The 24481-nt window shown below is 65.2% G+C and carries 19 protein-coding genes, 2 pseudogenes and 1 riboswitch; of the genes and pseudogenes, 17 read left to right on the top strand and 4 right to left on the bottom strand.

Features of this window, described 5'->3' with window-relative positions; translation table 11 throughout:
• Positions 1 to 3 precede the first annotated feature (3 nt).
• The 3 genes from topA to trhO all read right to left on the bottom strand — a co-directional run bounded on the left by topA (position 4) and on the right by trhO (position 5756).
• Entirely contained in the window at positions 4 to 2913 is a 2910-nt protein-coding gene (gene topA / locus JOF45_RS12730; RefSeq protein ID WP_210051038.1) for a type I DNA topoisomerase, read from the bottom strand.
• An 82-nt stretch (positions 2914 to 2995) separates the two neighbouring features.
• Positions 2996 to 4777, bottom strand: coding sequence for a DUF7059 domain-containing protein (locus JOF45_RS12725; RefSeq protein WP_210051035.1), 1782 nt, complete (start codon positions 4775 to 4777; stop codon positions 2996 to 2998).
• A gap of 19 nt (positions 4778 to 4796) precedes the next feature.
• Positions 4797 to 5756 (bottom strand): oxygen-dependent tRNA uridine(34) hydroxylase TrhO, encoded by a 960-nt coding sequence (trhO, locus tag JOF45_RS12720; RefSeq protein ID WP_210051033.1) that lies wholly within the window; start codon positions 5754 to 5756, stop codon positions 4797 to 4799.
• A 100-nt stretch (positions 5757 to 5856) separates the two neighbouring features.
• Here trhO and JOF45_RS12715 point away from each other — a divergent pair, with 100 nt between their 5' ends.
• The 17 genes and pseudogenes from JOF45_RS12715 to JOF45_RS12640 all read left to right on the top strand — a co-directional run bounded on the left by JOF45_RS12715 (position 5857) and on the right by JOF45_RS12640 (position 23832).
• Positions 5857 to 6585, top strand: a complete 729-nt coding sequence (locus JOF45_RS12715) for a GNAT family N-acetyltransferase (RefSeq protein WP_210051031.1) — start codon at positions 5857 to 5859, stop codon at positions 6583 to 6585.
• A gap of 206 nt (positions 6586 to 6791) precedes the next feature.
• On the top strand, positions 6792 to 7841 hold the full coding sequence (locus JOF45_RS12710; protein ID WP_210051029.1) for a homocysteine S-methyltransferase family protein: 1050 nt from the start codon (positions 6792 to 6794) through the stop codon (positions 7839 to 7841).
• A 99-nt stretch (positions 7842 to 7940) separates the two neighbouring features.
• Positions 7941 to 10313: a DEAD/DEAH box helicase gene (locus tag JOF45_RS12705; RefSeq protein WP_378579430.1), complete on the top strand. Its 2373-nt coding sequence runs from the start codon at positions 7941 to 7943 to the stop codon at positions 10311 to 10313.
• Between the two features lie 233 nt (positions 10314 to 10546).
• The gene (locus JOF45_RS12700) at positions 10547 to 11593 is read left to right on the top strand and encodes a methionine ABC transporter ATP-binding protein (RefSeq protein WP_210051026.1); all 1047 of its coding nucleotides are present in this window, start codon (positions 10547 to 10549) and stop codon (positions 11591 to 11593) included.
• Positions 11593 to 12273, top strand: coding sequence for a methionine ABC transporter permease (locus JOF45_RS12695; protein WP_210051016.1), 681 nt, complete (start codon positions 11593 to 11595; stop codon positions 12271 to 12273). Before JOF45_RS12700 ends, JOF45_RS12695 begins: the two co-directional genes overlap by 1 nt.
• Before the next feature lie 49 nt (positions 12274 to 12322).
• Complete coding sequence (locus tag JOF45_RS12690; protein ID WP_210051014.1) at positions 12323 to 13180, top strand: MetQ/NlpA family ABC transporter substrate-binding protein; 858 nt, start codon at positions 12323 to 12325, stop codon at positions 13178 to 13180.
• A gap of 305 nt (positions 13181 to 13485) precedes the next feature.
• The gene (locus tag JOF45_RS13540; RefSeq protein WP_281069682.1) at positions 13486 to 13614 is read left to right on the top strand and encodes a hypothetical protein; all 129 of its coding nucleotides are present in this window, start codon (positions 13486 to 13488) and stop codon (positions 13612 to 13614) included.
• 356 nt (positions 13615 to 13970) lie between these two features.
• Complete coding sequence (locus JOF45_RS12685; protein ID WP_210051013.1) at positions 13971 to 14309, top strand: hypothetical protein; 339 nt, start codon at positions 13971 to 13973, stop codon at positions 14307 to 14309.
• Positions 14310 to 14538: 229 nt separating this feature from the next.
• Complete coding sequence (locus JOF45_RS12680) at positions 14539 to 16227, top strand: DNA primase family protein (RefSeq protein WP_210051012.1); 1689 nt, start codon at positions 14539 to 14541, stop codon at positions 16225 to 16227.
• A gap of 119 nt (positions 16228 to 16346) precedes the next feature.
• Complete coding sequence (locus tag JOF45_RS12675; protein ID WP_210051011.1) at positions 16347 to 16673, top strand: hypothetical protein; 327 nt, start codon at positions 16347 to 16349, stop codon at positions 16671 to 16673.
• Between the two features lie 75 nt (positions 16674 to 16748).
• Positions 16749 to 17105 (top strand): hypothetical protein, encoded by a 357-nt coding sequence (locus JOF45_RS12670; protein WP_210051003.1) that lies wholly within the window; start codon positions 16749 to 16751, stop codon positions 17103 to 17105.
• A 762-nt stretch (positions 17106 to 17867) separates the two neighbouring features.
• Complete coding sequence (locus JOF45_RS12665) at positions 17868 to 18335, top strand: hypothetical protein (RefSeq protein ID WP_210051001.1); 468 nt, start codon at positions 17868 to 17870, stop codon at positions 18333 to 18335.
• Entirely contained in the window at positions 18335 to 20506 is a 2172-nt protein-coding gene (locus JOF45_RS12660; protein ID WP_210050998.1) for a relaxase/mobilization nuclease domain-containing protein, read from the top strand. The genes JOF45_RS12665 and JOF45_RS12660 overlap by 1 nt, the downstream gene beginning before the upstream one ends.
• On the top strand, positions 20506 to 20742 hold the full coding sequence (locus JOF45_RS12655) for a hypothetical protein (RefSeq protein WP_210050990.1): 237 nt from the start codon (positions 20506 to 20508) through the stop codon (positions 20740 to 20742). The genes JOF45_RS12660 and JOF45_RS12655 overlap by 1 nt, the downstream gene beginning before the upstream one ends.
• A gap of 160 nt (positions 20743 to 20902) precedes the next feature.
• A pseudogene (locus tag JOF45_RS12650) lies at positions 20903 to 21835 on the top strand (ISL3 family transposase); the annotation flags it as partial.
• Between the two features lie 476 nt (positions 21836 to 22311).
• A riboswitch (TPP riboswitch) is annotated at positions 22312 to 22404 on the top strand.
• A 118-nt stretch (positions 22405 to 22522) separates the two neighbouring features.
• Positions 22523 to 23185 (top strand): TenA family protein, encoded by a 663-nt coding sequence (locus JOF45_RS12645; RefSeq protein WP_210050980.1) that lies wholly within the window; start codon positions 22523 to 22525, stop codon positions 23183 to 23185.
• Positions 23182 to 23832 carry a TenA family protein gene (locus JOF45_RS12640; RefSeq protein WP_210050970.1) on the top strand — a complete coding sequence of 217 codons (651 nt, stop codon included), beginning with the start codon at positions 23182 to 23184 and terminating at the stop codon, positions 23830 to 23832. The genes JOF45_RS12645 and JOF45_RS12640 overlap by 4 nt, the downstream gene beginning before the upstream one ends.
• A 15-nt stretch (positions 23833 to 23847) precedes the next feature.
• Here the strand turns inward: JOF45_RS12640 and thiD are convergent.
• Positions 23848 to 24365: pseudogene (gene thiD, locus JOF45_RS13815) on the bottom strand (bifunctional hydroxymethylpyrimidine kinase/phosphomethylpyrimidine kinase).
• Positions 24366 to 24481: the final 116 nt, after the last annotated feature.

Below are 24481 nucleotides of genomic sequence, written 5' to 3'. Positions count from 1 at the left end.
CTCCTAGGAGGATCCGGCCTTGGTGCTGGCCGTCGACTTCTTCGATGTGCTCTTGGCGCCGCCGGACTTCTTGGCGGCAGGCTTCTTGGCCGTGGAGCTCTTGGGGGCGCTCTTCTTGGCCGGGCCCTTGGCCCGCTTCTCCGCCAGCAGCGAGTAGGCGTGCTCCTTGGTCAGCTGCTCCACCGAGACGCTGCGCGGCACCGTCACGTTGGTCTCACCGTCGGTGACGTAGGGGCCGAAGCGGCCGTCCTTGACCACCACAGGCTTCTCCGTGGTCGGGTCATTGCCGAACTCCGCCAGCGGCGGCTGAGCCGCGCGGCGGCCCCGCTGCTTGGGCTGGGCGTAGATCGCCTTGGCCTCGTCCAAGGTGATGGTGAACATCTGTTCCTCGGACTCCAGGGAGCGGGAATCGCTGCCCTTCTTCAGATACGGACCGAACCGGCCGTTCTGGGCGGTGATCTCCTCGCCGTCGTCGTCGGTTCCCACCACACGGGGCAGCGAGAGGATCTTCAGCGCGTCCTCCAGAGTCACCGTCTCCAGGGTCATCCCGCTCAGCAGGGACCCGGTGCGCGGCTTCTGCTTGGCCGGCTTCTTCTTCGGCTTCGGCTTGCCGTTCTTGTAGTACTCCGTGGGCTGCGCGTCCAGGTAGGCCTCCAGCTCCTCCTCAGTCATCTCCGGGATGACCTCGGTGACATAGGGACCGTAGCGCCCGTCCTTGGCGACGATCTCACGGCCGGTCTCCGGATCGTTCCCCAGTACCTTGCCCGAATGCTGAGCCTGCTCGAAGAGCTCCTCCACCTTGGCCGCGGTGAGCTCGTCCGGGGCCAGATCCTGAGGCAGATTGGCCCGCTGCATCTCCAACTCGCCCTCGGCGTTGACGACGCCGTCCGGGTTGGGACGCTCCAGATACGGTCCGTAGCGGCCCACCCGCAGATGGGTGTTCTCCGCCACCGCCATGGAGTTGATCGCCCGGGCATCGATCTCACCCAGGTTGTCCACCACGTCCTTCAGCCCCTGCTCACCGGAGGAGGCTCCGAAGTAGAAGCCCTGCAGCCAGGCCTCGCGTTCGATCTCTCCGCGGGCGATCTGGTCGAGGTCGTCCTCCATGCGGGCGGTGAAGTCATAGTCCACGTACCGGCCGAAGTGCTCCTCCAGCAGGCGGATCACGCTGAACGCGGTCCAGGAGGGCACCAGGGCCGAGCCGCGCTTGGTCACATAGCCGCGGTCCATGATGGTCGAGATGGTGGGCGCGTAGGTGGAGGGACGGCCGATCTCCCGCTTCTCCAGCTCCGCGACGATGCTCGCCTCGGTGTAGCGGGCCGGCGGAGTGGTCTCGTGGCCCTTGGCCTCGATGTCCTCACCGGTGAGCCTCTCACCCTCCTCCAGCTTGGGCAGCCGCTTCTCCGACTCCTTGGCCTTGGCGGCGTCGGACTCCTCCGACTCCTTGACCTCCTCGTAGGCGGCCAGGAAGCCCGGGAAGGTGATGACCGTGCCGGAGGCGCCGAAGGTGGCGCGGCGCCCGTCGGCGGCCTCACCGGTCAGCCGCACCGAGGCGGTGAAGCCCTTCGCGTCCTGCATCTGCGAGGCGACGGTGCGCTTCCAGATCAGCTCGTAGAGCTTGAACTCATCGGCGGAGAGCTCCTTGGCCACCTGGCCGGGCGTCCGGAAGTGGTCACCGGCCGGGCGGATCGCCTCGTGGGCCTCCTGGGCGGTCTCGTTCTTCTTGGCGTAGAAGCGCGGCTTCTCCGGGACGTGGTCCGCACCGAAGAGCTCGGTGGCCTGCCGACGGGCCGCCTGGATGGCCTCGTTGGAGAGCGTCACCGAGTCGGTACGCATATAGGTGATGTAGCCGTTCTCGTAGAGACGCTGTGCCACCTGCATGGTCACCCGGGAGGAGAAGCGCAGGCGGCGGGCCGCCTCCTGCTGCAGGGTGGAGGTGGTGAAGGCCGGCTGCGGGCGGCGGCTGTAGGGCTTCTCCTCCAGCGAGTCCACGGAGAAGGGGGCATCGGTCAGACCGGCCGCCAGCGACTCGGCGTCGTCCTTCTTCAGGACGGCGACCTCCTGCTTGGAGCGGGTCTGCTTGAGCTCACCACGGTCGTCGAAGTCGGATCCGGTGGCGATGCGGGCGTCGTCCAGCGCCGTCAGCTTGGCCGAGAACTCCTCACCGCCATCGGTGGAGAAGGTGCCGCTGAGGTCCCAGTACGACGCCGGGATGAACGCCATGCGCTCGCGCTCACGCTCCACCACCAGACGGGTGGCCACAGACTGCACGCGTCCCGCCGAGAGGCCCCGGCCGACCTTGCGCCAGAGCACCGGCGAGATCTCATAGCCGTAGAGCCGGTCCAGGATGCGCCGAGTCTCCTGGGCGTCCACCAGGTCCTGATCGATCTCGCGGACGTTCTCCAGCGCACGGGTGATCCCCTCGCGGGTGATCTCGGTGAAGGTCATCCGATAGACCGGGACCTTGGGCTTGAGCACCTCCAGCAGGTGCCACGCGATGGCCTCGCCCTCGCGGTCGGCATCGGGTGCCAGGTAGAGCTCATCGGCTTCCTTGAGCCGCTGCTTGAGCTCGCGCACCTTGGACTTCTTCGAGTCGGAGATCACGTAGTAGGGCTTGAAGCCCTCCTCCGGGTTCACCGCGAACTTGCCGAAGGGCCCCTTCTTCATGTCCGCAGGCAGATCGGAGGGCTGCGGCAGGTCACGGATATGCCCGGCCGATGCGTCGACGATGAAGTCGTCGCCCAAGTACTTGGCGATCGACTTGGACTTGGCCGGGGACTCGACGATGACGAGCTTCTTGCCTGCGGGCACTGCTCTCCTAGAACCGGGTGACGGGTGCGTAGACGACGGACGGGCCGTCGGAAGCTCACTATAACAGCGGGGTGAGACGGGGACTCTGCGGCCTGGACTCATCTATTGGCACGGATGTGTTGCCACAACGACCCCGACCCCACTCAGACGTGCCAATCGAGGCAGAAGTGACGGCCGCCGCGGCTCAAGGGTGGGTGAGGAAGCCTTCGACGTAGAGGTCGAGGACCTCATCGCGCAGCGGCTCCTCCTCGGCATCGACCAGGGACGCGACCGCGGTGATCAGCTGGGAGGCGGTGAACTCGCCGTCGGCGGCCCCCAGCAGGCCGGCCGCCGCACTGCTGACCGGGCGCACCCGGCGGAAGCCGCCGCCCTGCCGGGCGAGGATGACCTCCGGATGCTGGGCCCCGAAGCGCTGATAGCGCTCCTCGGTGACATCCTCCGGAGCGATGAGGATCTGATCCGTCACCTCGGCCGGACCGGTGCGCACCGCCAGGGCGCGCTCAGCAGTGCGTCCGATCACCGGACCCAGCGGCTGCTGGACCTCCCCGGTGAGCTCCTCGAAGCGCTGCCACAGACCGGAGGATCCGCCGGCGCCGTCGGGGCCGGACTGATCGAGGCCGGTGTCGTCAGGGGAAGGGTGATCGGGGACTGGCCCGGCCGGCCTCTGCAGCCAGATCATGCCGAAGCCGACTCCGGCCACACCCCGGTCCTCGAAGTCTTGCAGGTAGTCGGCATAACGACGCCGATAATCGGCCAGGTCGCGCTCCTCGGAGGCGTCCCGCAGCCAGGTCTCGGCATAGCCGGCCGGGTTCTGGAAGTCACGCTGGATGAACCAGGCATGCAGCCCGGCCGCCCGGGCCCAGATGCGCGGACGCTCCGACCAGCCGCCGGACTCTTCGGTCCCGGCATGGATCTCCCAGTTGCCGAGCATCTGAGCGGTGCCGCCCTCAGCCAGGATCTCCGGCAGACCGGTGATCAGCTCCTCCATGAGGGAGTCGCCCTCGCGACCGCCGTCGCGGTAGGTGTAGCGCTCCTCCTCCGCCTCATCCTGGGTCCGGGGCGTGATGACGAAGGGCGGATTGGAGACCACCAGGTCGAAGCTGCGTCCGGCCACCGGCTCCAGCAGGCTGCCGTGGAGCAGCTCCACGCGCGAACCGAGGTCCTCAGGATCCAGCCCCAGCGGCTCAGCGTTGAGCAGCAGATTGAATCGGGTGAACTCCAGAGCACGCTCGGAGAGATCGGTGCCCACCACATGCTCGGCGTGATCGAGCAGGTGGAACAGCTGGATCCCGCACCCGGTCCCCACGTCCAGGGCATTCCGCACGCTCGGGCGGTGCGTGATGGAGGCCAGGGTCAGGCTGGCCTGCCCGACGCCGAGCACGTGATCGGCGGGAAGCGGCCCGTCCATCTGGTGGGCGGAGAGGTCACTGGTCACCCAGAGATGGGCGGTCCCCTCCTGCTGCTCAGCCTCATAGGGACGCAGATCCACCTGCGGCCGGATGAAGGTCCCCTCCGCAGCGGTCTCGCTGCAGACCAGGTTCAGCCGCTCCAGGCCCTCGGTGCGGACCTGAGGCAGGGCGGCGTCGAGCTGCTCAGCGGTGACGTCCACCGCCAGCAGCCACAGTCCGGTGAGCACCGCACAGGGATCGATGTGCTCGGCCGTCGCCTGAGCGGTGATCGCGCGGCCGGCCCGCGGAGACAGCGGGGCCGATCCTGCACTCGGCCGCTCCCCCGCCTGGTCGCCAGGCCGGGGACGCTGAGCCCCGGCGGCCTGGGCGAAGAGCTCCAGGATGCGCAGCTGCCCCGGAACGATCTGCTCCCGGTCCAGCGCGGCGACGGCGTCGGGGCCCAGCAGCCGGGCCACCTCCTCGTTGGTGAACCGAGCTGTGACCAGGTCCTCGCGGAGGAGGGCGATCAGCTCCGTCTCCGCCGAGGCGGGGGCGGGAGGGGTCGGCGTCGTCGTCATGCACTTCCTTCTCTCGGAATCAGGCCTGCCGGGCGCGCCGGGGCTTCTCCAACGGACCCGAGTTGGGGTGGTCCGGGTCCTGCTGCAGCCGTGCCTGGCAGTTCTCGCACCGCTGGGTCTCCGGGATGTGCCGGCAGTCCTGGCAGTAGAGCTTCAGCGTGGAGCAGCCGCGGTCCATACAGTTGTAGAACTCGGAGGTGGGTCCGCTGCAGTTCGAGCACTCGCCGATCGTGACCGCATCCTCGCTGAAGCGGGTGTTCATGCGGCCGTCGAAGACGTAGAGCTCGCCCTCCCACAGCCCGGCGTCGCCGTAGGTCTCGCCATAGCGGACGATGCCGCCGTCGATCTGATAGACGTCCTGGAACCCACGCCGGCGCATCAGGGAGGAGAGCACTTCGCAGCGGATGCCGCCGGTGCAGTAGGTGACCACCGGCTGGTCCTTCAGATGGTCGTATCTGCCGGAGTCCAGCTCACGGATGAAGTCGCGGGTGGTCTCGGTCTCCGGGACGACGGCATCCTTGAACCGACCGATCTGGGCCTCCATGGCGTTGCGGCCGTCGAAGAAGGTGACCTCGGTGCCCTCCGCGCGCTTGCGCTCGACCAGCTCATGGACCTCCTCCGGCTTCAGGTGTTCGCCTCCGCCGACGACGCCGTCCTGGTCCACCTCCACCTCGTCAGGGACGCCGAAGGCCACCAGCTCGGGCCTGACCTTCACCGACAGGCGCGGGAACTGCTCAGCCCCGCCCTCGGACCATTTGAACTCCATAGACCGGAAGGGCGCATAGGAGCGTGTCTGCTTCACATACTTCTTCACGGCCTTCATATCGCCGCCGACAGTGCCGTTGATCCCGTGCTCGGAGATCAGGATGCGGCCTTTCAGGCCCAGCTCACGGCACAGCGTGTGCTGCCAGAGCTTCACTGCCTCCGGATCGGAGAGCGGCGTGAAGGCGTAATACAGGACGATGCGGGATTCACTCACTCCTACGAGGGTACCGTCCGGGTTGCGCGTGAGGCATCGGTCCTCACTGAGGTGCAGATTCCCTATGGTCTATCTCTCGGACCTCTTATATGGTCGTTGCATGACTAGTGAGCTGAACGACGCACTCGTCCGAGACTGGGTGACCGGCTGGGCGAGGACCCATGACTATGACGTCAGCCATGAGGGCAACGTCCATTCGGCCCTGCGCGCCGGCGACTCTGACGAGTGGGAATACGTCATCTACGCCCCCGAAGGCAGCGACCTGCGCAAGGCCGCCTCCAGCGTGGCCAAGAGCCCGAAGCGTCTGCTCACCATCATCAGCGGCCCCGACGACGAGACTGCCGACTCCGAGATCGAAGACGCTGAGATCGACGGTCTGGAACTGATCAGCGACGAAGAGAAGCTGATGGTCGTGGACATGGACACCCAGGACGTCGAGGATCCGATCACTCCTGAGGGCTTCACCACTCAGCGCGAAGACTTCGAGGGCTGGACACTGTTCACGGTCCTGCACGGCGAGGGCGCAGAGGCCCAGGTGGCGGCTCGCGGCCGCGTCGCCGTCGTGGGAAGCTACGCGATCCTGGATCGCATCTTCACCTCGCCCGACTACCGGCGCCAGGGACTGGGCACCTTCGTGACCCGCGCGCTGATCGCCATCGCTCTGGAGCAGGACGTCGAAGAGGGGTTGCTGGTCGCCACAGAGGACGGCCGCGAGCTCTACGAGTACCTGGGCTGGACACTGCTGGGCGAGGTTCGCGTATTCGGTGCGCCCGGAGCACAGAGCACCCGCTCCTCCTCGCATTCGCAGTTCGACGACCTGGCGCGCTGACGCTTTGTGTTCATGTGACGCTTTTGAACATATGCCCTGCGTGGCGGCGGTCTTGGGATAGGATCAGGGTGCTGCCACAGATATGATCAACAGTTCACGGCCGTAAGGGGCTTCAGCTTCTCCTGAAGACCCCTGACCAAGCGAGGCCTCGCCTCGGCCGCTCCTTCACGTGGCAGCTTCATGTCCCACGACTGAAAGGAGCGGTGATGACCGCCCCCACCTCTCTGACCGAGCGGCTCGACGCCGGCCCCGTCATCTGTGCCGAAGGCTTCCTCTTCGAACTCGAGCGGCGCGGTTACCTCAGCGCGGGCGAGTTCGTTCCCGAAGTCGCCCTGGAGTTCCCCGAAGCGCTGAAGTCCCTGCACGTGGACTTCCAGCGGGCCGGCTCCGACATCGTCGAGGCCTTCACCTATAACGGTCACCGCGAGAAGATGCGGGTGATCGGCAAAGAGGATCTGCTCGAGCCGCTGAACCGCTCCGCGCTGCGCATCGCCCGCGAGGTGGCCGACGCCCGTCCCGGGGATCTGATGGCCGGAAACATCTCCAACTCGAACATCTGGGACCCCGCCGATCCGGCCAAACAGGCTGAGGTGCGGACCATGTTCGAGGAGATGGTCGGCTGGGCAGTGGAGGAGGGCGCTGATCTCATCATCGGCGAGACCTTCTACTACGCCGGAGAGGCGCTGGCCGCACTCGAGATCGCCCGCGCCAGCGGCCTGCCGGTGGTGCTGACCCTGGCACCGATGGCCTTCGAGGAGATGGCCGACGGCGTCGGCGTCGTGGAGACCGCTCAGCGCCTGGAACAGGGCGGGGCAGATGTGGTCGGGCTCAACTGCTTCCGCGGCCCGGAGACCATTCAGCCGTGGCTGCGGAAGATCCGGGAGAAGGTCTCCTGCCACGTGGGCGCGCTCCCCGTCCCCTACCGGACGACGGCGGAGGAGCCCACCTTCTTCAACCTCTCCGATGTGCGCGCCTCCGCGCCCTCCCCGCATGGCCGCACCTTCCCCACCGCCCTGGACCCGCTCTTCCACAACCGCTACGAGCTCGGTGCCTGGGCTCAGGAAGCCCATCAGCTGGGCGTGAACTACCTGGGGGTGTGCTGCGGGGCTTCCCCGATGCACATCCGCGAAGTGGCTGAGGCCGTCGGGCGCACCACGGAGGCCAACCGGTTCTCCGAGAACATGAGCAACCACTTCATGTACGGCAGCAACGAACGGCTCCCGGAGAACATCACCGCCCTGGGCGCCTCGGCCTGATCGGCGCGCCGCCGCCTGAGCGGAGCGCGCCGCCGCGCCGATCGGCCGGGCGACGCCGGAGGCCGCTGTGCCGCCTACAGATCGGTACGCTGGACGTCAGTGACTGATGCCTACGATCTGCTCCAGCGTGCCGGCCTCTCCACCCATGTGGGCGAAGACAGCCGACTTCGGCATGTCCAGACGTTGCCTCCACGCCGGGCCCAGCGGGCCGGCTGGCCCTCCTGGGTGCCCCAGGAGGTGCGCGCGGGCTACCGGCAGGTCGGCGTCTCCGGCCTCTACACCCACCAGGTCCAGGCGGCCGAGGCGCTGCACGCCGGCCAGCACGTCATCCTGGCCACCGGCACGGCCTCCGGAAAGTCGTTGGGCACCCAGCTGCCCGGCCTGGCGTCGATCTGCGGAGCGGAGGCTGGCCCCACCGGCGCCACCATCCTGTACCTCTCCCCCACCAAGGCCTTGGCGGCCGATCAGCTGGACGCGCTGACCGAGCTGGCCGAGGCCATCGGACCGGCTGGACCGGCCGGTGGGGTGCGCCCGGCGTCGTACGACGGGGACACCGAGCAGCAGGAGCGCCGATGGGTGCGCCAGCACGCCAATGTGGTGCTGACCAACCCGGACATGCTCAACGTGGGGATCCTGCCCAACCACCGCGCGTGGGCCCGGTTCCTCTCCCGGCTGCGCTACGTGATCATCGATGAGGCCCACAGCTTCCGCGGGATCTTCGGCTCCCACATCGCCCTGCTGATGCGGCGGCTGCGACGGGTCTGCGCGCACTACGGCGGCGATCCGGTCTTCGCCGGGGCCAGTGCCACCAGTGGGGACCCGGCGGCCTCCTTCGCACGACTGATCGGCGCTGAGCAGGAGCAGGTCGCCGCGGTCACCGAGGACGGATCCCCCCATGAGGCCGTGGATGTCTACCTGTGGGAGTCCTCCCCGGCGGAGGCCACCGGAGACAATGATGCTCCGCTCAAGCGCAGCCTCACCGTGGAGGCCGCCGACCTGATGACCGACCTGGTGGTGGCCGGCTACCGCACGCTCTCCTTCATCAAGTCCCGCCGCGGGGCGGAGACCATCGCGCAGATCGCCTCGGACCAGCTGGCCGAGGTCGACCTCGAGCTGAAGGGGCGGGTGGCGGCCTACCGCTCCGGCTACCTGAAGGAGGAGCGGCGCGAGCTCGAAGATGCTCTGCGCGCAGGACGGCTGCTCGGGGTGGCCTCCACCCCGGCACTGGAACTGGGCATCGACATCTCCGGACTGGATGTGGTGCTGATCGCCGGATGGCCCGGAACCCGCGCTTCCTTCTTCCAGCAGCTGGGACGGGCAGGACGCCCGGGCGCCGACGGCTCCGCCCAGCGCGGCGCCGCCTTCTTCGTGGCCGGGGACGACCCGTTGGACTCCTACCTGCTCAGCCACCCGGAGGCGATCTTCGAAGCGCGGATCGAAGATGCGGTCACCGATCCCGCCAACCCGCATGTGGCCGCGCCGCATCTGCTGGCCGCCGCCCAGGAGCTGCCGATCGCCCCCGATGAGGCCGATGACACCGCGCTGTTCCCCGCCGGGCGTTGGCTGTTGGACGCGCTCACCGAGCAGGGGCACCTGCGACGCCGCCCGCGCGGATGGTTCTTCGCCCACGACGACGCCAGCGCCGCCGACTGGGTGAAGCTGCGCTCCGACGGCGGCGGGCCCTGCACGATCGTCGACGCCGAGGACGGTTCGGTCATCGGGGACATGGGCTCCGCACAGGCCCAGCCGCAGGCCCATCCCGGAGCGATCTACGTCCACCAGGGGCGCAGCTATCTGGTGGAGGACCTGGACCAGCAGGAGGGCGTCGTGCTGGTCTCGGCGGTGAATCCGCCGTACTACACCCAGGCCCGAGAGACCACCTCCATCGAGGTGCTCGAGACCTCCGACTCGGCCGCCTGGCGACGCTATGGGATCCACACCGGGACCGTGGAGGTGACCAGCGCCGTCGTCGGGTTCCAGCGCAAAGCTCTGGGCACCTCGGAGGTGCTCTCCGATGAGCCCCTGGAGCTGCCGCCGTCGACCCTGCGCACCCAGGCCATGTGGATCACCGCTCCGGAGACTGCCCTCTCCGAGGCCGGGGTGATCCCGGAGCACATCCCCGGGGCGCTGCATGCCGCCGAGCACGCGATGATCGGGCTGCTGCCGCTGCTGACCTCCGGGGACCGCTGGGACATCGGCGGAGTCTCCACTGCGCTGCACCGAGACACCGAGCAGCCCACGATCTTCGTCTATGACGGGCACCCGGGCGGGGCGGGGTTCGCTGAGCGCGGCTATGAGCTGGCCGAGGAGTGGAACCGCACCACGGCGGCAACCATCCGCAGCTGCCCCTGCGAGTCCGGCTGCCCCAGCTGCGTACAGTCGCCGAAGTGCGGCAATAAGAACTCTCCGCTGGAGAAGCTCGCCGCGCTGCACCTGCTCGAGGCTCTGCTGGACTCTGTGACGCGGACATGACGATTCCTCCGGAGATCCGCTACCCTGATTATCTGCTTCACGAGCAGCGACGATGAGCTGCGCGCGGCAACCCCGCGCCGGCTCGCAGGATCCGTTCACCGTCGCTCACCAACCCCATGTTCACGGGTGGTCCCGGATCCCGAAGCGGTCTGCTTTCACCGGCCTGGGCGTCACCCCGCCCGAGCCGGTACTGACTGGAGCGGACAAGAGCACACGGAAGGATACCGTTCGGCGTGATTGAGCTGAACGAGGTCAGCAAGGTCTACCCCGGCGGGGTGACGGCGCTGAACTCAGTGAACCTGCAGATCCCCGCAGGTGAGATCCACGGCATCGTGGGGCGCTCCGGCGCCGGCAAGTCCACTCTGATCCGCTGCCTGACCGGCCTGGATCAGGTGACCCAGGGGCAGATCAGCATCGACGGCGTCGATCTCTCCGCCGCCCGCGGAGCCGAACTGGTGAAGGCCCGCCGCAGCATCGGGATGGTCTTCCAGCACGTGAACCTGCTGGACTCGCGCACTGCCGCCCAGAACATCGCCCACCCGCTGGAGATCGCCCGGGTGCCCAAGGCCGAGAGGAAGCGCCGCGTGGCCGAGCTGCTGGAGCTGGTCGGCCTGGCCGACCGGGCGGACAACTATCCCGCCCAGCTCTCCGGCGGGCAGAAGCAGCGTGTGGGCATCGCCCGCGCCCTGGCCGCCGAGCCGGGGGTGCTGCTCTGCGACGAGCCGACCTCTGCCCTCGATTCGGCGACCACGCGACAGATCCTGGAGCTGATCGGCCAGCTGCGCGACCGGCTGGGCATCACTGTCATCATCATCACCCACGAGATGTCTGTGGTGCGCGAGATCTGCGACTCGGTCTCCCTGCTCGACGCCGGCAGCATCGTCCGCAGCGGTCAGCTGCTCGAGGTCATCTCCGACCGCAGCTCGCCGCTGTCCAAGGAGCTCATCTCTCTGCCGCCGACCTCCGCTCTGGAAGCCGGCGCGCAGCTGATCGATGTGCTGCTGACCGAATCCGATCGGATCAGCCACGTGGGTGACCTGTTCACCCTGCTCAGCGACAACGGGCTGCCCGCCCGGGTGGAGGCAGGCTCCATCGAGACCATCCAGGGACGCCAGGTCGGTCGGCTGCACATCCGCCCCGAAGGCGCCGCCGCGGCGCAGAAGACCCTCGAGGTCCTGAGCGCAGCCGGACTGCACGCCGAGCTGACCACTGCCGCCGCCCTGGAGACTGAGGCCGACGCCGGCGCAGAGGCGCAGGCCGGCCGGAAGGAGGAGTCCTGATGCTGCTCGCCGAGGGACGCTGGCTCAACAACCCGGTGGTGGAGAACCAGCTGCTCGACGCCGTCCTGGAGACGCTCTACATGACAGCGGCCACCGGCTTCTTCACCGTCCTGTTCGGACTGCCGCTGGGCGTGCTGCTGCATAACCTGGGGCCCAAGGGCCTGCGTCCGATGAGCCCGGTGTACCGCGCCCTCAGCCTGGTGGTGGACTTCGGACGCGCGGTGCCGTTCATCGTGCTGATGCTCTGGATCATCCCCTTCACCCGGCTGATCGTGGGCACCGCCATCGGCTGGGAGGCCGCCGTGGTGCCGCTGACCGTCGGAGCCATCCCCTTCTTCGCGCGCATGGTGGAGAACTCCCTGCGTGAGGTCTCCTGGGGCAAGGTGGAGGCGGTGCGCATGATGGGAGCATCAGACCTGCATGTCACCTGGAACGTGCTGCTGCGTGAGGGCCTGCCCGGGATCGTGGGCGGACTGACCATCACCCTGGTCACCCTGATCAGCTTCACCGCCATGGCCGGCGCTGTGGGCGGCGGCGGCCTGGGCCAGCTGGCCATCAACTACGGCTACAACCGCTACCAGGCCGATGTCATGCTCATCTGCGTGATCCTGCTGGTCCTGATCGTCACTGCGGTCCAGTACACCGGAAACTTCATCTCCCGACGGCTCGACCACCGCTGATCCGGCCGTCCCACCACGCATCATCCCTTCACACGAAAGAGGTACTGCCATGTCTCACCCCCGCACACACCGCGCGCTGAGCGTCTCCGCGGCCGCCGTCGCGGCTCTCGCCCTGACCTCCTGCGGCCTGGCCGGCGGAGACGACGAGTCCACCATTCCGGAGGCCGAGGACGGGATCACCACGCTGACCGTGGGCGCCTCCCCTGCCCCGCATGCGGCCATCCTGGAGTTCGTGGACGAGAACCTGGCCGAGGAGGCCGGACTCGACCTGGAGATCGAGGAGTTCGACGACTACCAGATCCCCAATGAGGCGCTGAACGACGGCGACCTCCACGCCAACTACTTCCAGCACCAGCCCTGGTTCGACAACGAGGTGGAGGAGAACGGCTACGATCTGGTCCACTTCGAGGACGTGCACATCGAGCCCTTCGCGCTCTACTCGAGCCAGATCGACGACGCCGAGGACCTTCCCGACGGCGCCACCATCGCGCTGAACAACGACCCCTCCAACCAGGCCCGCGGCCTGGTGCTGCTCCAGGAGGCCGGGCTGATCACCCTGGCCGAGGGCGCCGACGCCGAGTCCGCCACCTTCAACGACGTGGAGGACAACCCGCAGGACTTCGAGTTCGTCGAAGCCGACGCCTCCGCCCTGACCCGCACCCTGGACGACGTGGACGCCGCGGTGATCAACGGCAACTACGCCATGGAGGCCGGCCTGACCCCGGCTGAGGACGGCCTGCTGGTGGAGTCCCCGCAGGACAACCCCTACGCGAACTTCCTGGCGGCACGCAGCGTGGATGAGGAGCACGAGGCCATCGAGACCCTCGACGAGCTCCTGCACTCCGATGAGGTCCGCGAGTACATCGAGGAGACCTGGCAGGACGAGGAGGTCCTCCCGGCCTTCTGAGCCGGAGAGGCTGTGCTGAGCACCGACTGTGCTGAGCTCCGACTGAGCTGAGTCCCGTGAAGAGGGGCGGTCCGCTGCATGCGGGCCGCCCCTCTTTCGTGCCTGGGCGCGGGTGGGCGAGTGGGGCAGGTGGGACGTGGGGTACGCGGCGCGTTTCCGCCACAGGCGGGCAGGCCGGCGTCGGGACACTCCCGGGACTCCACAGAACAGGGGTGACCCCGCCACAGGCAGGGTGGCCGCGGTGACGCTGGAGGTCCTGTCCGCAGCCGCGGGCGGGGAATCCGATGGGAGAAGGAGTGAGGGCGATGACGGAGAGCATCCGAGCCCCAGAGACGAGTCTGGCGCAGCTGCACACCGAGGAGGAGGGACTGGCCACCGCGGAGTACGGGATCGTCATGCTGGCCAACTATTACGGAGCTAGGACGGGCTTCTGAGAGACCCTGATTGAGATGAGCGAGTAAGGCTGTACCCCTTGTTCGACAGTGAGCACCGCGATATAATGGAAGAGTCCGGCACAGACGCCGGGCCGCAACTCAGTTTCCCTGGGTTCCGTCGGCAGGCGGCTCCCAGCTAACAGATGCGGATCACATCTACGGATGTGATCGCCGACTTCAGCTGTGGTGGCTGGAGACCCGGTAACGATTCAACCCCTCGCTTCGAAACTTCACAGATATGGGTGCTTGAGCCTGATGGCTCGCACCGCCGCCGTCGGCTCTGGTAGGCCGACACTGCGGTATCGCTTCGACCGATTCATGAAGTTGCGCAACATCGAACTGATGGAGCGCACGAAGTGTCTAAGTACGTTGATTTGAAGGGTGCTTGCAAGCACACCGGTCGCAGCACTGCGACTATCAACCGCCGGGCCGCCTCCGGCGAGCTTCCCGTCTTCCGCGACTGGTCCGACGGCGGCAAGAATAAGTACCGAATCGAGGACCTCGACCATGTCTTCGGCCTGGAGCGGGTCATCCCGGCGAACGAGCGTGAAGCTCGTGAGTATGCGGATCTGAAGGCTGCCGCCAGGAAGATCGTCGCCAAGGCGCCGAAGATGACCGACGCAAAGCGCGAGGAGCTGGCGTCGATCCTGCAACCGGCCGTCACTGCCCTCTCTGGTGGTGAGGCCCGTGTCTGAGGCAATAGAAAACCCCGCCGCGGGCAACGACGGGGCTCCTGAAGAATCTTCCAGCTGGTCGGCTGTTACTGCTAATGCTAACGATTCTCATGAGGGGTCGTCAACGCCTGTTGACGCCAGCGCTGAGGATGAGGGAGGCGATGACTTTTTCCTCCGTCGCATCCCGCTTCATGAGGTCGCACACCTGACCATCGAGAAGCAGCTTGCCTCTGAGGACTTTGCTGCGGAGATGGAGGACGCTCGTCGTGCGGGCCACAGCGTGCTCAAGCAGGCTGGCCTGCGGATGCTCCACAAGGTCAACAATGGCATCGTCCTCGAGAACCGCCGCAGGGACTCATTCGACATGAAGTACGACTTGCTGATGCTTGCCGGTGGTACGTGGCCCGATTACGAGACCACTTACGACGGGGGGCAGAGGAAGCTGACTATAGATGAGGCCCTCCGGAAGGCCGGCGCCAGGATGCCGAAGCTGAAGCCCATCGAGAACCTCGACGAGGCGATGACAGCGAGGATCCTGATGAAGATGGAGACCATCATCAAGATCGACCTCGCTGGGCAGGGTGAGCATCACACTGCACCGCTGGCGATCTACAACGCTGCGTCCGGCCTGTACGTCACGGACGAAGGGCAGATCCGTTCGAAGCTGACCAGCCTGAACCCGGGCCTCAGCGGCAGGCAGCCAGACTCGGCGATGGAGCGTCTGCGTGATCTCGCTCCCCTGACGCAGCGGACCCGTGCGGCCCGCTATATCCCGGTGAACAACGGGATCTTCGACCACCAGAAGCAGGAGCTGCTGGACTTCAGCCCCGAGTTCGTGTTCCTCACGAAGTCGCCGGTGGACTACGTCGCTGACGCTCAGAGCCCGGTCATCACTCAGCCCGACGGCACCACCTGGGACTTCGACTCCTGGATCGAGTCCCTGTCGGATGATGAGGGCATCCCCCAGCTGCTGTGGGAAGGCCTCTCGGCTGTGATGCGTCCAGGCGTGAGGTACGACCAGGCGCTGATGCCCTACTCGCCGAAGGGGCGGAACGGAAAGGGCACCTACTGCCAGGTGGCCCGGAACCTGAAGGGCGAGAAGGGCTACGCGAGCCTGCCGATCAGCAGGTTCGACAAGCCATTCGCTCTGACGCCGCTGATGCACGCCGACGCGATCATCACCGATGAGAACCCCGTCGGGGTGTTCTCCCGGGAGCTGGATGTCTTCAAGTCGGTCATCACCGGCGATGTCTTCACCCTGGAGCGCAAGCACAAGGACCCTTACAACGCGAGGTTCGAGGGCGTGATGATCCAGTGCCTGAACGACCTGCCGAAGTCGAGTGACAAGTCGGCCTCGCTGACGCGGCGCCAGCTGTTCGTGCCGTTCAACAAGTCCTTCACGGGCGTGGAGAACAAGGCCATCAAGCAGGACTACCTCACCCGGCCTGACGTGCTCCAGTACGTACTGCGGCGCTGCCTGGAGATGACCCACACAGAGTTCTCCAATCCGCCGGCGTGCCAGGAGGTCATGGCTCGGTTCAAGCAGGAGAACAACCCGGTCGTGGAGTTCTGGCACGAGCTGAAGGACCGGTTCGTCTGGGACATGCTGCCGATCGCCTTCCTCTACGACCTCTACAAGGCTTGGTTCGGGCAGTCGAACCCCTCGGGCACGGTGGTCAACAAGACGGAGTTCAAGAACCGGATCGTCGATGCTGCTGAGGCTGAGGGCTGGAAGTTCAAGACTGGCGCAGTGCGACCGGGCAAGCGGATGGCAGCCCCGGAGCACCTGATCCACGAGTTCAGCCTCGAAGGCTGGATGAATCCGAAGGCGAAGGGCTCGGCAGACCTGAACAAGAAGTGCGCGCCAGTCCTGAAGCGGGAGTACTACGGGGCGCTGATCCGTGATGGTGCTGCGGCTTCTGATGATGCGGAGGACTGAGGCGAGCTGGTCGCGGCCACCCGCGCCAGCCCTCAGCCCATCCACCACCTGAGGTCCCCCGAATGGCGAGCGCGGGAGTCACCCGCCGACCACGAGACATAGACCCCCAGAAGGAAGTGATGACTGTGAACATCGAGACCACCGAGAAGAGCAAGTGCGTTCGTTCGTGCGGCCGCGAGATTCCCGAGGACTTCAACGACGGGAAGGGCCGGTGTCGGACGTGCTGGTACGTCGAGGACATGATGCACCGCCCCTGCCCCACCTGCGGAAGTACCGGTTGCGATGGCGACTGCGAGGAGCGGCGGAAGTGGCGTGAGAGCAACTGCGAAGAGTGCAAGTTCATCACGCTGGAGGTAACCGACTTCAACGTGGAGAGCGGCAGGGGCTTTCTGTTCACGAAGTGCTCTGTGTGCCGCGACCGCGACCACGAACCCGCTCCGGCGTAGGAGCGACCCCAGACCCGGACTCCGACATCGGAGTCACATCCATTACCCACATCGAAGGAGATTGGAGGCCACGCTGTGGCTACCACCAAGTTCAACCCCAAGGCACGCGCAGAGGAGATCGCTCGTCAGCTCAAGGAGGCGGAGGAGGCCAAGCAGGCTTACGACGCCGCCATCGACAAGGCCGTGAAGGACGCCGGCCGCACCCGCGCAGAGTTCGTCGAGATGCTCTACGAGTACTTCAGCATCGAGCCGGTGAAGGTCGAGCGTCGGGACAAGGAGACCAAGGAGCCGCTGCGTGATGAGGAGGGCAACATCGTGATGGTCAATACCGACCGCGACGAGTCCAAGCGGATCGAGCAGCTGGCCGAGAAGTTCGAGGAGATGGTCAAGGTCTACGAGGCCAGCCGTCACCCGAAGCCTCACGCCGCCTGAGGCGAAGCTCGTCGGGAAGAGCCCCGTCGCGGATCGCGGAGATCCCGGCGGGGTTTCTTCATGCCTGGGGTGAAGCAGGATCTGTGCAAGATCCATGCAAGATCACGACAGAGATTCGACAGGATCGCAGCACGACAGTCTGACGACAGGATCGCTGCAGAATTACGACAAGATCCGCGCACGATCCGTGCAACGGCTCCGAGCGGCTGCAGAGATACTGCAGGATCTCGACAACATCTGTGCAGAGATGCAACAGCGCTTCGGGCGTCTACAGGATTACTACAAGATCCATGCAGAATCTCGACAAAGTCGTGATCCTGCGCCCTCGCCGGCCGAAACGACGCCGAACAGGCGAGGTTCGGAGGGTGCCAAGCCCGTGGAGCGGGCGCCATTGCCTCAAGCGATGCGGCACTGCTGCAGCGCGCATAGCGGAAGGCCCACTGCACGCCGGAGCCCGAAGGGCGCAGGCGCTGCATGGGCCTGGAGCTGGGATTTATCCCCCGAGCCGGAGGAGGCCGAAGGCCGACGCAGGCGGATGGACCAGCACCCGTACTCCGGCCGCAGGCCGGGGAGGCGAGCGAAGCGAGCCTTATTTGTACTACGGGTGGAACTGGTCCTCGGGTTCGTTTCGCCCAGATTCTGTGCCAGGCGGCGGAGAATCTGGGCGAAACATCTGCTTGTTCAGCAGCGTGGCGGCATAGTAAACTGGTAGAGACCAGTTAGACGATGCGCACGATGTGAACAAGCAGGGAGGAGGTTGCTATGGCGGCACAGGCTCAGCGGCGTAAGCCGACGAAGTATGGCCGGCATCGCAACCTCCGTCTTGGTGTCGATGAGGAGAAGGCTGTCGCCGCGATGCGTCAGGCCCTGGCTGATGTTCGCGGCGTGGCGTTCGACGATGTCGACTGGACTGAAGCAGTGCGCATCCTGCTCGTGGAGAACGAGAAGGCTGCGCGCGTCATGGCCGGCCAGCCGGAAGCTCTGGCGACGGCTGGGGCGGCCACAGTGGCTGTACCGGATGAGGTGTGGGAGTCGCTGACCGACTGCCGCAACCGCACCAGCCACTCGCAGGGATCGCTGTACACGATCATGAAGAAGCTGAACTTCGGCGATGCTGTCACCAAGCAGCAGGTCGCTGAGGCTGCTCGAGACGTGAAGGAGTCCAAGGAAGCCATCCTCCGCATGGAGGAGCTCCTGATCGAGTTCGTCGAGTCTGAGCGGGCAGCCTGATGGCTACCGTCACCGCACAGTCCACGAGGCGCTCGGGTGCCTCGGCTAACTACGCGGGCAAGGACGCCGTGGCAATCTCGGCGGTCAATGCCCCGTCGAACCCCATCATGTTCGAGAAGCGACTCGGAGAGATCCGCGCTGCGCACGGCAAAGATGGCGTCCGGCCGATGCACGTGCTCGACGAGGCGGGGAAGAAGGTTCGCGACGAGAACGGTGAGCCTGTGCTGGCTCGGGACGACCGCGGCCAGATCATGTACGAGTCGGAGTACGTGCAGGCATATCCGATTGTGCAGAGCTTCGGTCTCGACGAGCTGGATCCGGATGATCCGGCGTCGTGGGAGGAAGCTCAGCGGCGAGGCCGGGCTCTGGCGGAGAGGATCGGCGATGGCCGTCCCGCGCTGATCGCCACCGAGGTCAACGGCAGGACCGGCTGCGTCCACAACCACATCATCATCGGTGCCGTGCATCCTGAGACGGGAAGGTCGCTGCGCTCGGACGCTGTGACTCACTCCAGGCTCTCGATCACCCATGACAAGGTGCTGGAGGAGCTCGGCGTCGAGCAGCGTGAGGATATGCGCGAACTCACCCGGCAGGCTGAGGAGCGGATGGCCGAGGCTCGGCAGCAGGTCGTCGACAACGCTGAGAAGGATCTGAGCCCGAACCAGCTGCGGAAGAGGATCGAGGCCGCGGAGAAGCAGGTGAAGCTGGAGCGGACCGATGATGCGCCGACGCCGCGGCAGAAGCAGCAGGACCGGCTGCAGCGAGAGTTCGAGCGTTATCAGCTGAATGAGCAGACCCGAGATGCAGCGGCAGACATCGGAGCCCCGGGCCCGAAGGAGAGGTTCAGCGAGATTGAGCTGAAGGGTCGCGTGCGCGAGACGCTCGCCGACCAGCGTGCGACCGACTGGCAGAGGCTGGATCAGGTCGGGCGCGAACGCGGTGTGACGATCTCCAAGTACACCAAGCGCTCTCACGACGTGAGCTTCGGGATGATGCTGGCCGACGAGGACGGCGTCATCCAGGAGCCGGCCAACGCTCATCGTCGCAAGGGATCACGCCTGGGCGAGGGCTACAGAGTCGAAGACGTGGAGGCTGCCCTCGAGCGCAACCGTGAGCTGGCTCAGGCGAAGCCGGTCAGTTGGCCCGCCGCCGAGCACCAGCGGGCCATGGAGCGTATCGGCGAGGAGGCTCAGCGTGAGGCTGAGCGGATGCTCCAGCAGTGGGCCAAGGAGCGTAAGCCGGCGCCGACGCTGGCAGAGACTCCTGTGGTGGAGACGCCGGCCGAGCCTGCCATTGAGGAGTCTCCGACCCAGAGAGCAGAGCGCGAGCGGCAGGAGCTTCGCCAATCGGCTGCTGAGGCTGCCGAGCGTGAGGCCAAGGAGCTCGAAGAGTTCCGTGCCCGGCAGGCCGAGTGGGACCGAGAGAGCCGGCAGTGGTTCGACAGCCTGATGGCGAAGGCTCCGAAGGAGCCGGAGACTCCCGAGGTTGAGACGCCGCAGGTCCCGCAGGCTGAGGCTGAAGAGCCTCGCGTGGATGCTGTCGAGGCGGAGCGGCCTCAGGCCGGGGACAGCAAGTGGTCCAAGCTCAAGGAGCGCGACGCCGAGCGCACGGCGCCGGAGCCGGTGGAGCAGGCCACAGTTCCCATGTCCCGGGAGCCCGGCCAGGAGGAGGGTCTCCGCGCTCTCAAGGGCTGGGATCTCAGGGACCGAGAGGTGCTGGCTGTGGCGACTGAGCTCGAGGATGGCTCAGCGAACGTGGACTACCAGCTGCGCCACGACGATCCGGTAGCGAAGGGTCAGCGCGGTCTGCATCTGATCGCTAAGGACGGCAAGGCGGTGCGGGCGAAGCTCTCAGCGGAGAAGTACCAGAAGCTGCAACGGCTGGCCGGGGACAACCGCACTGAGGCCGAAGGTAAGCAGGTCTACGCCCTGCAGGCGGATCTGCGGCCACGCGATGCCGGCTACGTCCCCAGCTACGACAGTGCGAAGGCATCCGAGCACAAGGTCGGTGCCGACGTGCTGGGCAAGCAGCGTGCGGCCGAGGATCGGGCTCGTGAGCAGAGCCCCGAGCGCAGCAGGGAGGCGTATCAGCAGGCTCGCCAGAGGCTGGTCGCCAAGGAGTCCTCACTGCAGAAGAGCTCCGAGCGTGAGTCTCGTGGGCTGGAGAGGTGATGAGCATGGCGATGAGTGCCGAGACGAAGCGCCGGCTGTACGTGAAGCACGGGATCGGCCCGGGGAAGGAGGAGATCCAAGCCAGGCCGAAGACCGATGCGGATCGGATCAGGGAGCTGGAGCGCGAGGTGGAGAGCCTCAAGCGACTGGTTCATGGCGAGCACCGGATCAGGGCCGGCAAGCGCAGACCGTTTGGAGATAACTGGCTCTTCGTAATTGAGGGTGTGGATCAGTGATTCCAGGACACGGCGTGGCGCTGCCCGGATAGACGTCGAGGTCTTCCGATGATGGAAGTTCTCGCACACTCCATCCGAAAGACCTCGACGTGTCCAAGCCTACTTTCTCATCTCCTGACCTCACGACATTCTGCCGACTCGACTCCCTCGACCTCAATTACGAAGAGCCCGCAAACTCGGCGTGTCCTGGCACACCGCGAACTCCGCGATCCTCGCGCAGGGACATCGACTGCTGATCGACGACCCGACCCGGTTCGACGGGGTCAGCGTCATTGGTGTCGACGAACACGTCTGGCGGCACACCAGGCACGGTGACAAGTACGTCACCGTCATCATCGACCTCACTCCCATCAGCCAGAAAGCAGGCCCGGCACGCCTGCTCGACATGGTGCCCGGACGGTCGAAACAGGTGTTCAAGCAATGGTTGAAAGCCCGACCGAAAGACTGGCGTGATGGCATCGACGTCGTCGCGATGGACGGATTCTCCGGCTTCAAAACAGCCTCCGTTGAGGAACTGCCCGAGGCTGTCGAAGTCATGGACCCGTTCCACGTCGTCAAACTCGCCGGTGATGCCCTCGACGAGGTACGCCGCCGCATTCAGCAGGAGACCACCGGGCATCGCGGACGAGCAACAGACCCGTTGTATCGGGCGCGCAGGACTCTGCACACCGGTGCTGATCTGCTCACGGCCAAACAGCAGGAGAGGATCGTAAGCCTCTTCGCCGACGCCAACTTCACCGCCGTCGAAGTCACCTGGGCCGTCTATCAAGACATTGTGAGCGCCTACCGAACCAACGACGGCAACGAGGGCACAAAGCTCTTACAATCAGTCATCGACGATCTGACGACGAATCTGCCGACAGGACTGGTCGAGCTCAAACGGTTAGGACGGACTCTGAAGCGTCGAGCTGCTGATATCCTGGCGTTCTTCACCCGACCGGGAACGTCGAACGGGCCTACTGAAGCGATCAATGGCAGGCTCGAACATCTACGCGGGTCAGCGCTGGGGTTCCGCAACCTCACGCACTACATCGCGAGATGTCTGCTCGAGTCCGGTGGCTTCAGACCAGTTCTACACTCTCAATTACGATGAGCCGGTTTAGTGCTACTCCGTCATGTTGAGTACGTCGATCGGTACGGTGTCTTGGGGATGGAATAAGTCGAGATCGACAGTCACCAAAACACCCGGATCGTCACGGCACCAGCGTGAGCATCAGATACGCAACAGGCTTGGTGACCTGCGGGTGATCAGATTCGAGGAGAACACGTTCGGTAAGGCTTGCGTGTTCCGTGCGGACCATATATAGCACGGTCATCGCCCTGCGGGCGCCCCCATTGTCGACGCTACCGGTCTGTCCCACAGGAGACGGTGGCCTTCCACGCACATGCCACTGGCGATCCGACGTCCCCATCCCACGGTTTTGCTCGCACCCGGTGATCGCACCCAGGAACACGTGCGAGATTGTCTCGTGCTCCGAGGAGGGCTGACATACTGCGGGAGTATGTCGCTGCGGGTTTCTGTTAAGCTCGTGGCACTCTAGACGTTGGCTAGCACCTTCGATACAGTCGTTCAACGACACGGGGTGCCCGAGAATGGGCTGAGATTACACCCGAGAACCTGATCGAATTAGCATTCGCGAAGGGATGTCAGTGCTCTGATGGGTCACATCTTTCGGCTCCGGTGGAGTGGGTGAACGCCAGGCCTCATTCTTGTCGCACGACCGTGTTCTGATCTCTTCTAGTCGCTTCTACACAACGTCGGAAAGGACGAGAGGACACTATGAGCCAACGATTCAGTCAAGAACTTCTCGAGACCAACCGGGAGACCTGGGAGCAAGCCATTAACCACCGGTTTGTGACCGAGCTTTTTGAAGGCTCTGTTGATGATGAGGTCATGGCCGGGTATCTGGACCAAGACTACCGCTTTTTTGAAGCCTTCTTGCAACTGCTTGGTGCCGCTATTACCACCGCAGATCGCCTCGAAGCACGGTTGCGCTACGCCAGTTTCGCTGGGGAGATGGCTAACAGCGAGGACACCTACTTCCAGCGGGCCTTCGAGGCTTTGGGTGTGAGCGATGAGCTCCGCGCTGCTACTCCGGACACCCCGAGTGCAGCCGGATTCTGCGATCTGATGCGAGAGGCTGCCGCGTCTCAAAACTACAGTGCCGTTGTGGCGGTCTTGATGGTCACCGAATGTCTCTACCGGGACTGGGCGGCCAAAGCCCCGCAGAACCGGCCCGAAAGCTTTATCTATCACGAGTGGATCACCCTGCACGATAACGCCGATTTCCTGGACTTTGCGACGTTTCTGGAACAAGAGGCGGACCGCTCTGGGGCCCAGGATGCCCAGACTGCTCACGACTACTTCCGTCGGGCGGTGGAGCTAGAACTCGCTTTCTTTAATGACACCTACACATACCCGCTGAACGGAATTCACGCATGACCTTGTTCCACGACCTTAAAGAGGCCAATCTTGAGGTATGGCAGTCCTATACCCGCCACGAATTTATCCGCAAACTCGCTGATGAGTCCCTGGAATTGGCAGCGTTCCAGCGCTATTTGATTCAGGACTACCACTTTTTGATTCACTTTGCCCGAGCCTACGGTCTAGCCGTGTACAAACAGACCACCTTGGAAGGTATTCAGCACTCCATGGACGGGCTCAAGAATATTGTCTGGGAGACCGGGTTACATACCTCGATGACCGCTGAATGGGGTATTAGCCCAGAGGAGCTCAACGCCACGCCCGAGGATCTGGGCACGGTGGCATACACCCGCTATGTGATTGACACCGCGGTGACTGGCACCCTGCTTGATTTGTACGTGTCGCTGTCTCCGTGCCTGATTGGATACGCCGAGATTGGCGCCGAAATCGCCCACGTATTGGAAGATAATCCAGACCACCCATATCGGCAATGGATCGAAACATATATCGACCCGCAGTTCGTTAAGGCCTCGGAAGAAGAAATCAAGAACCTCGACACGCTTGCCGGTGAGGGGCCGTTGTCTGAACAACGCTTTGCCGAGCTGTCACGGATCTTTGCCACGGCCTCGCGTCTCGAGGCAGAGTTCTGGCAACAAGCGCTGTGAACAACACTGTGACGCTTAGGCTCGCATGGCCATGTGATGGACAGGTCCGTGTCCGGTCTGCGGAGCGTAGGAGAGTTCCCATTCTGCTCCAGCGGCCAGGGCACGGGTCAAGTCGGTCTGCCCTTGACCAATGGCTGAAGACAGCGTGCACCCGGTGCCGTGGGTATTGCGGGTCGTGACGCGGGGAACCTTCAAGGAGTGCGCCGCACCGTCAATGACCACGACGTCGGTGATTTCTGGATCGTTATGGTCCAAGTGTCCGCCTTTGACTATGACCGCTCGTGGCCCGTGCTGGGCAAGAGCATGGGCTTGCCGGGCCATGTGCTCGAGTGTTTCGGCAGGTGATTCACCATGTCCAGAGCGGCATCATCGTCGGAGAGCGTGTCACCGCTGGTGGCCACCAGCACCGGGTCCAGCACGATCACACCAAACCTTGTGTGAGGCTCGGCAATGATTTTCGCGGTGGCTTCCACCGTTGCGGCAGAGCCGAGCATCCCAATTTTGGTGGCATCAACCGGAAGATCATCGAGCACCGAGGCGATCTGGGTCCGGAGGCCCTCCTGATCTGATCGCGTTCAGTTGTGGTGGCGGTGACGGGATAAGAGCCCTAGCGGCCAGATAACTGCTCATGCCACGGGTGTGACCCGGG

The sequence above is a fragment of the Nesterenkonia lacusekhoensis genome, assembly GCF_017876395.1.
Classification (GTDB): Bacteria; Actinomycetota; Actinomycetes; order Actinomycetales; family Micrococcaceae; genus Nesterenkonia; species Nesterenkonia lacusekhoensis.
Note: the sequence above shows the minus strand (reverse complement) of the source record. Positions and strands in the feature narration are given on the sequence as shown.

Bases quoted from the DNA above. Each gene is read 5' to 3' on its own strand.
- topA (WP_210051038.1), bottom strand. From the start codon at position 2,913: ATGAGTCCAGGCCGCAGAGTCCCCGTCTCACCCCGCTGTTATAGTGAG.
- JOF45_RS12725 (WP_210051035.1), bottom strand. From the start codon at position 4,777: ATGACGACGACGCCGACCCCTCCCGCCCCCGCCTCGGCGGAGACGGAG.
- JOF45_RS12715 (WP_210051031.1), top strand. From the start codon at position 5,857: ATGACTAGTGAGCTGAACGACGCACTCGTCCGAGACTGGGTGACCGGC.
- JOF45_RS12710 (WP_210051029.1), top strand. From the start codon at position 6,792: ATGACCGCCCCCACCTCTCTGACCGAGCGGCTCGACGCCGGCCCCGTC.
- JOF45_RS12695 (WP_210051016.1), top strand. From the start codon at position 11,593: ATGCTGCTCGCCGAGGGACGCTGGCTCAACAACCCGGTGGTGGAGAAC.
- JOF45_RS12690 (WP_210051014.1), top strand. From the start codon at position 12,323: ATGTCTCACCCCCGCACACACCGCGCGCTGAGCGTCTCCGCGGCCGCC.
- JOF45_RS13540 (WP_281069682.1), top strand. From the start codon at position 13,486: ATGACGGAGAGCATCCGAGCCCCAGAGACGAGTCTGGCGCAGCTGCAC.
- JOF45_RS12680 (WP_210051012.1), top strand. From the start codon at position 14,539: ATGGAGGACGCTCGTCGTGCGGGCCACAGCGTGCTCAAGCAGGCTGGC.
- JOF45_RS12675 (WP_210051011.1), top strand. From the start codon at position 16,347: ATGACTGTGAACATCGAGACCACCGAGAAGAGCAAGTGCGTTCGTTCG.
- JOF45_RS12665 (WP_210051001.1), top strand. From the start codon at position 17,868: ATGGCGGCACAGGCTCAGCGGCGTAAGCCGACGAAGTATGGCCGGCAT.
- JOF45_RS12660 (WP_210050998.1), top strand. From the start codon at position 18,335: ATGGCTACCGTCACCGCACAGTCCACGAGGCGCTCGGGTGCCTCGGCT.
- JOF45_RS12655 (WP_210050990.1), top strand. From the start codon at position 20,506: ATGAGCATGGCGATGAGTGCCGAGACGAAGCGCCGGCTGTACGTGAAG.
- JOF45_RS12645 (WP_210050980.1), top strand. From the start codon at position 22,523: ATGAGCCAACGATTCAGTCAAGAACTTCTCGAGACCAACCGGGAGACC.
- JOF45_RS12640 (WP_210050970.1), top strand. From the start codon at position 23,182: ATGACCTTGTTCCACGACCTTAAAGAGGCCAATCTTGAGGTATGGCAG.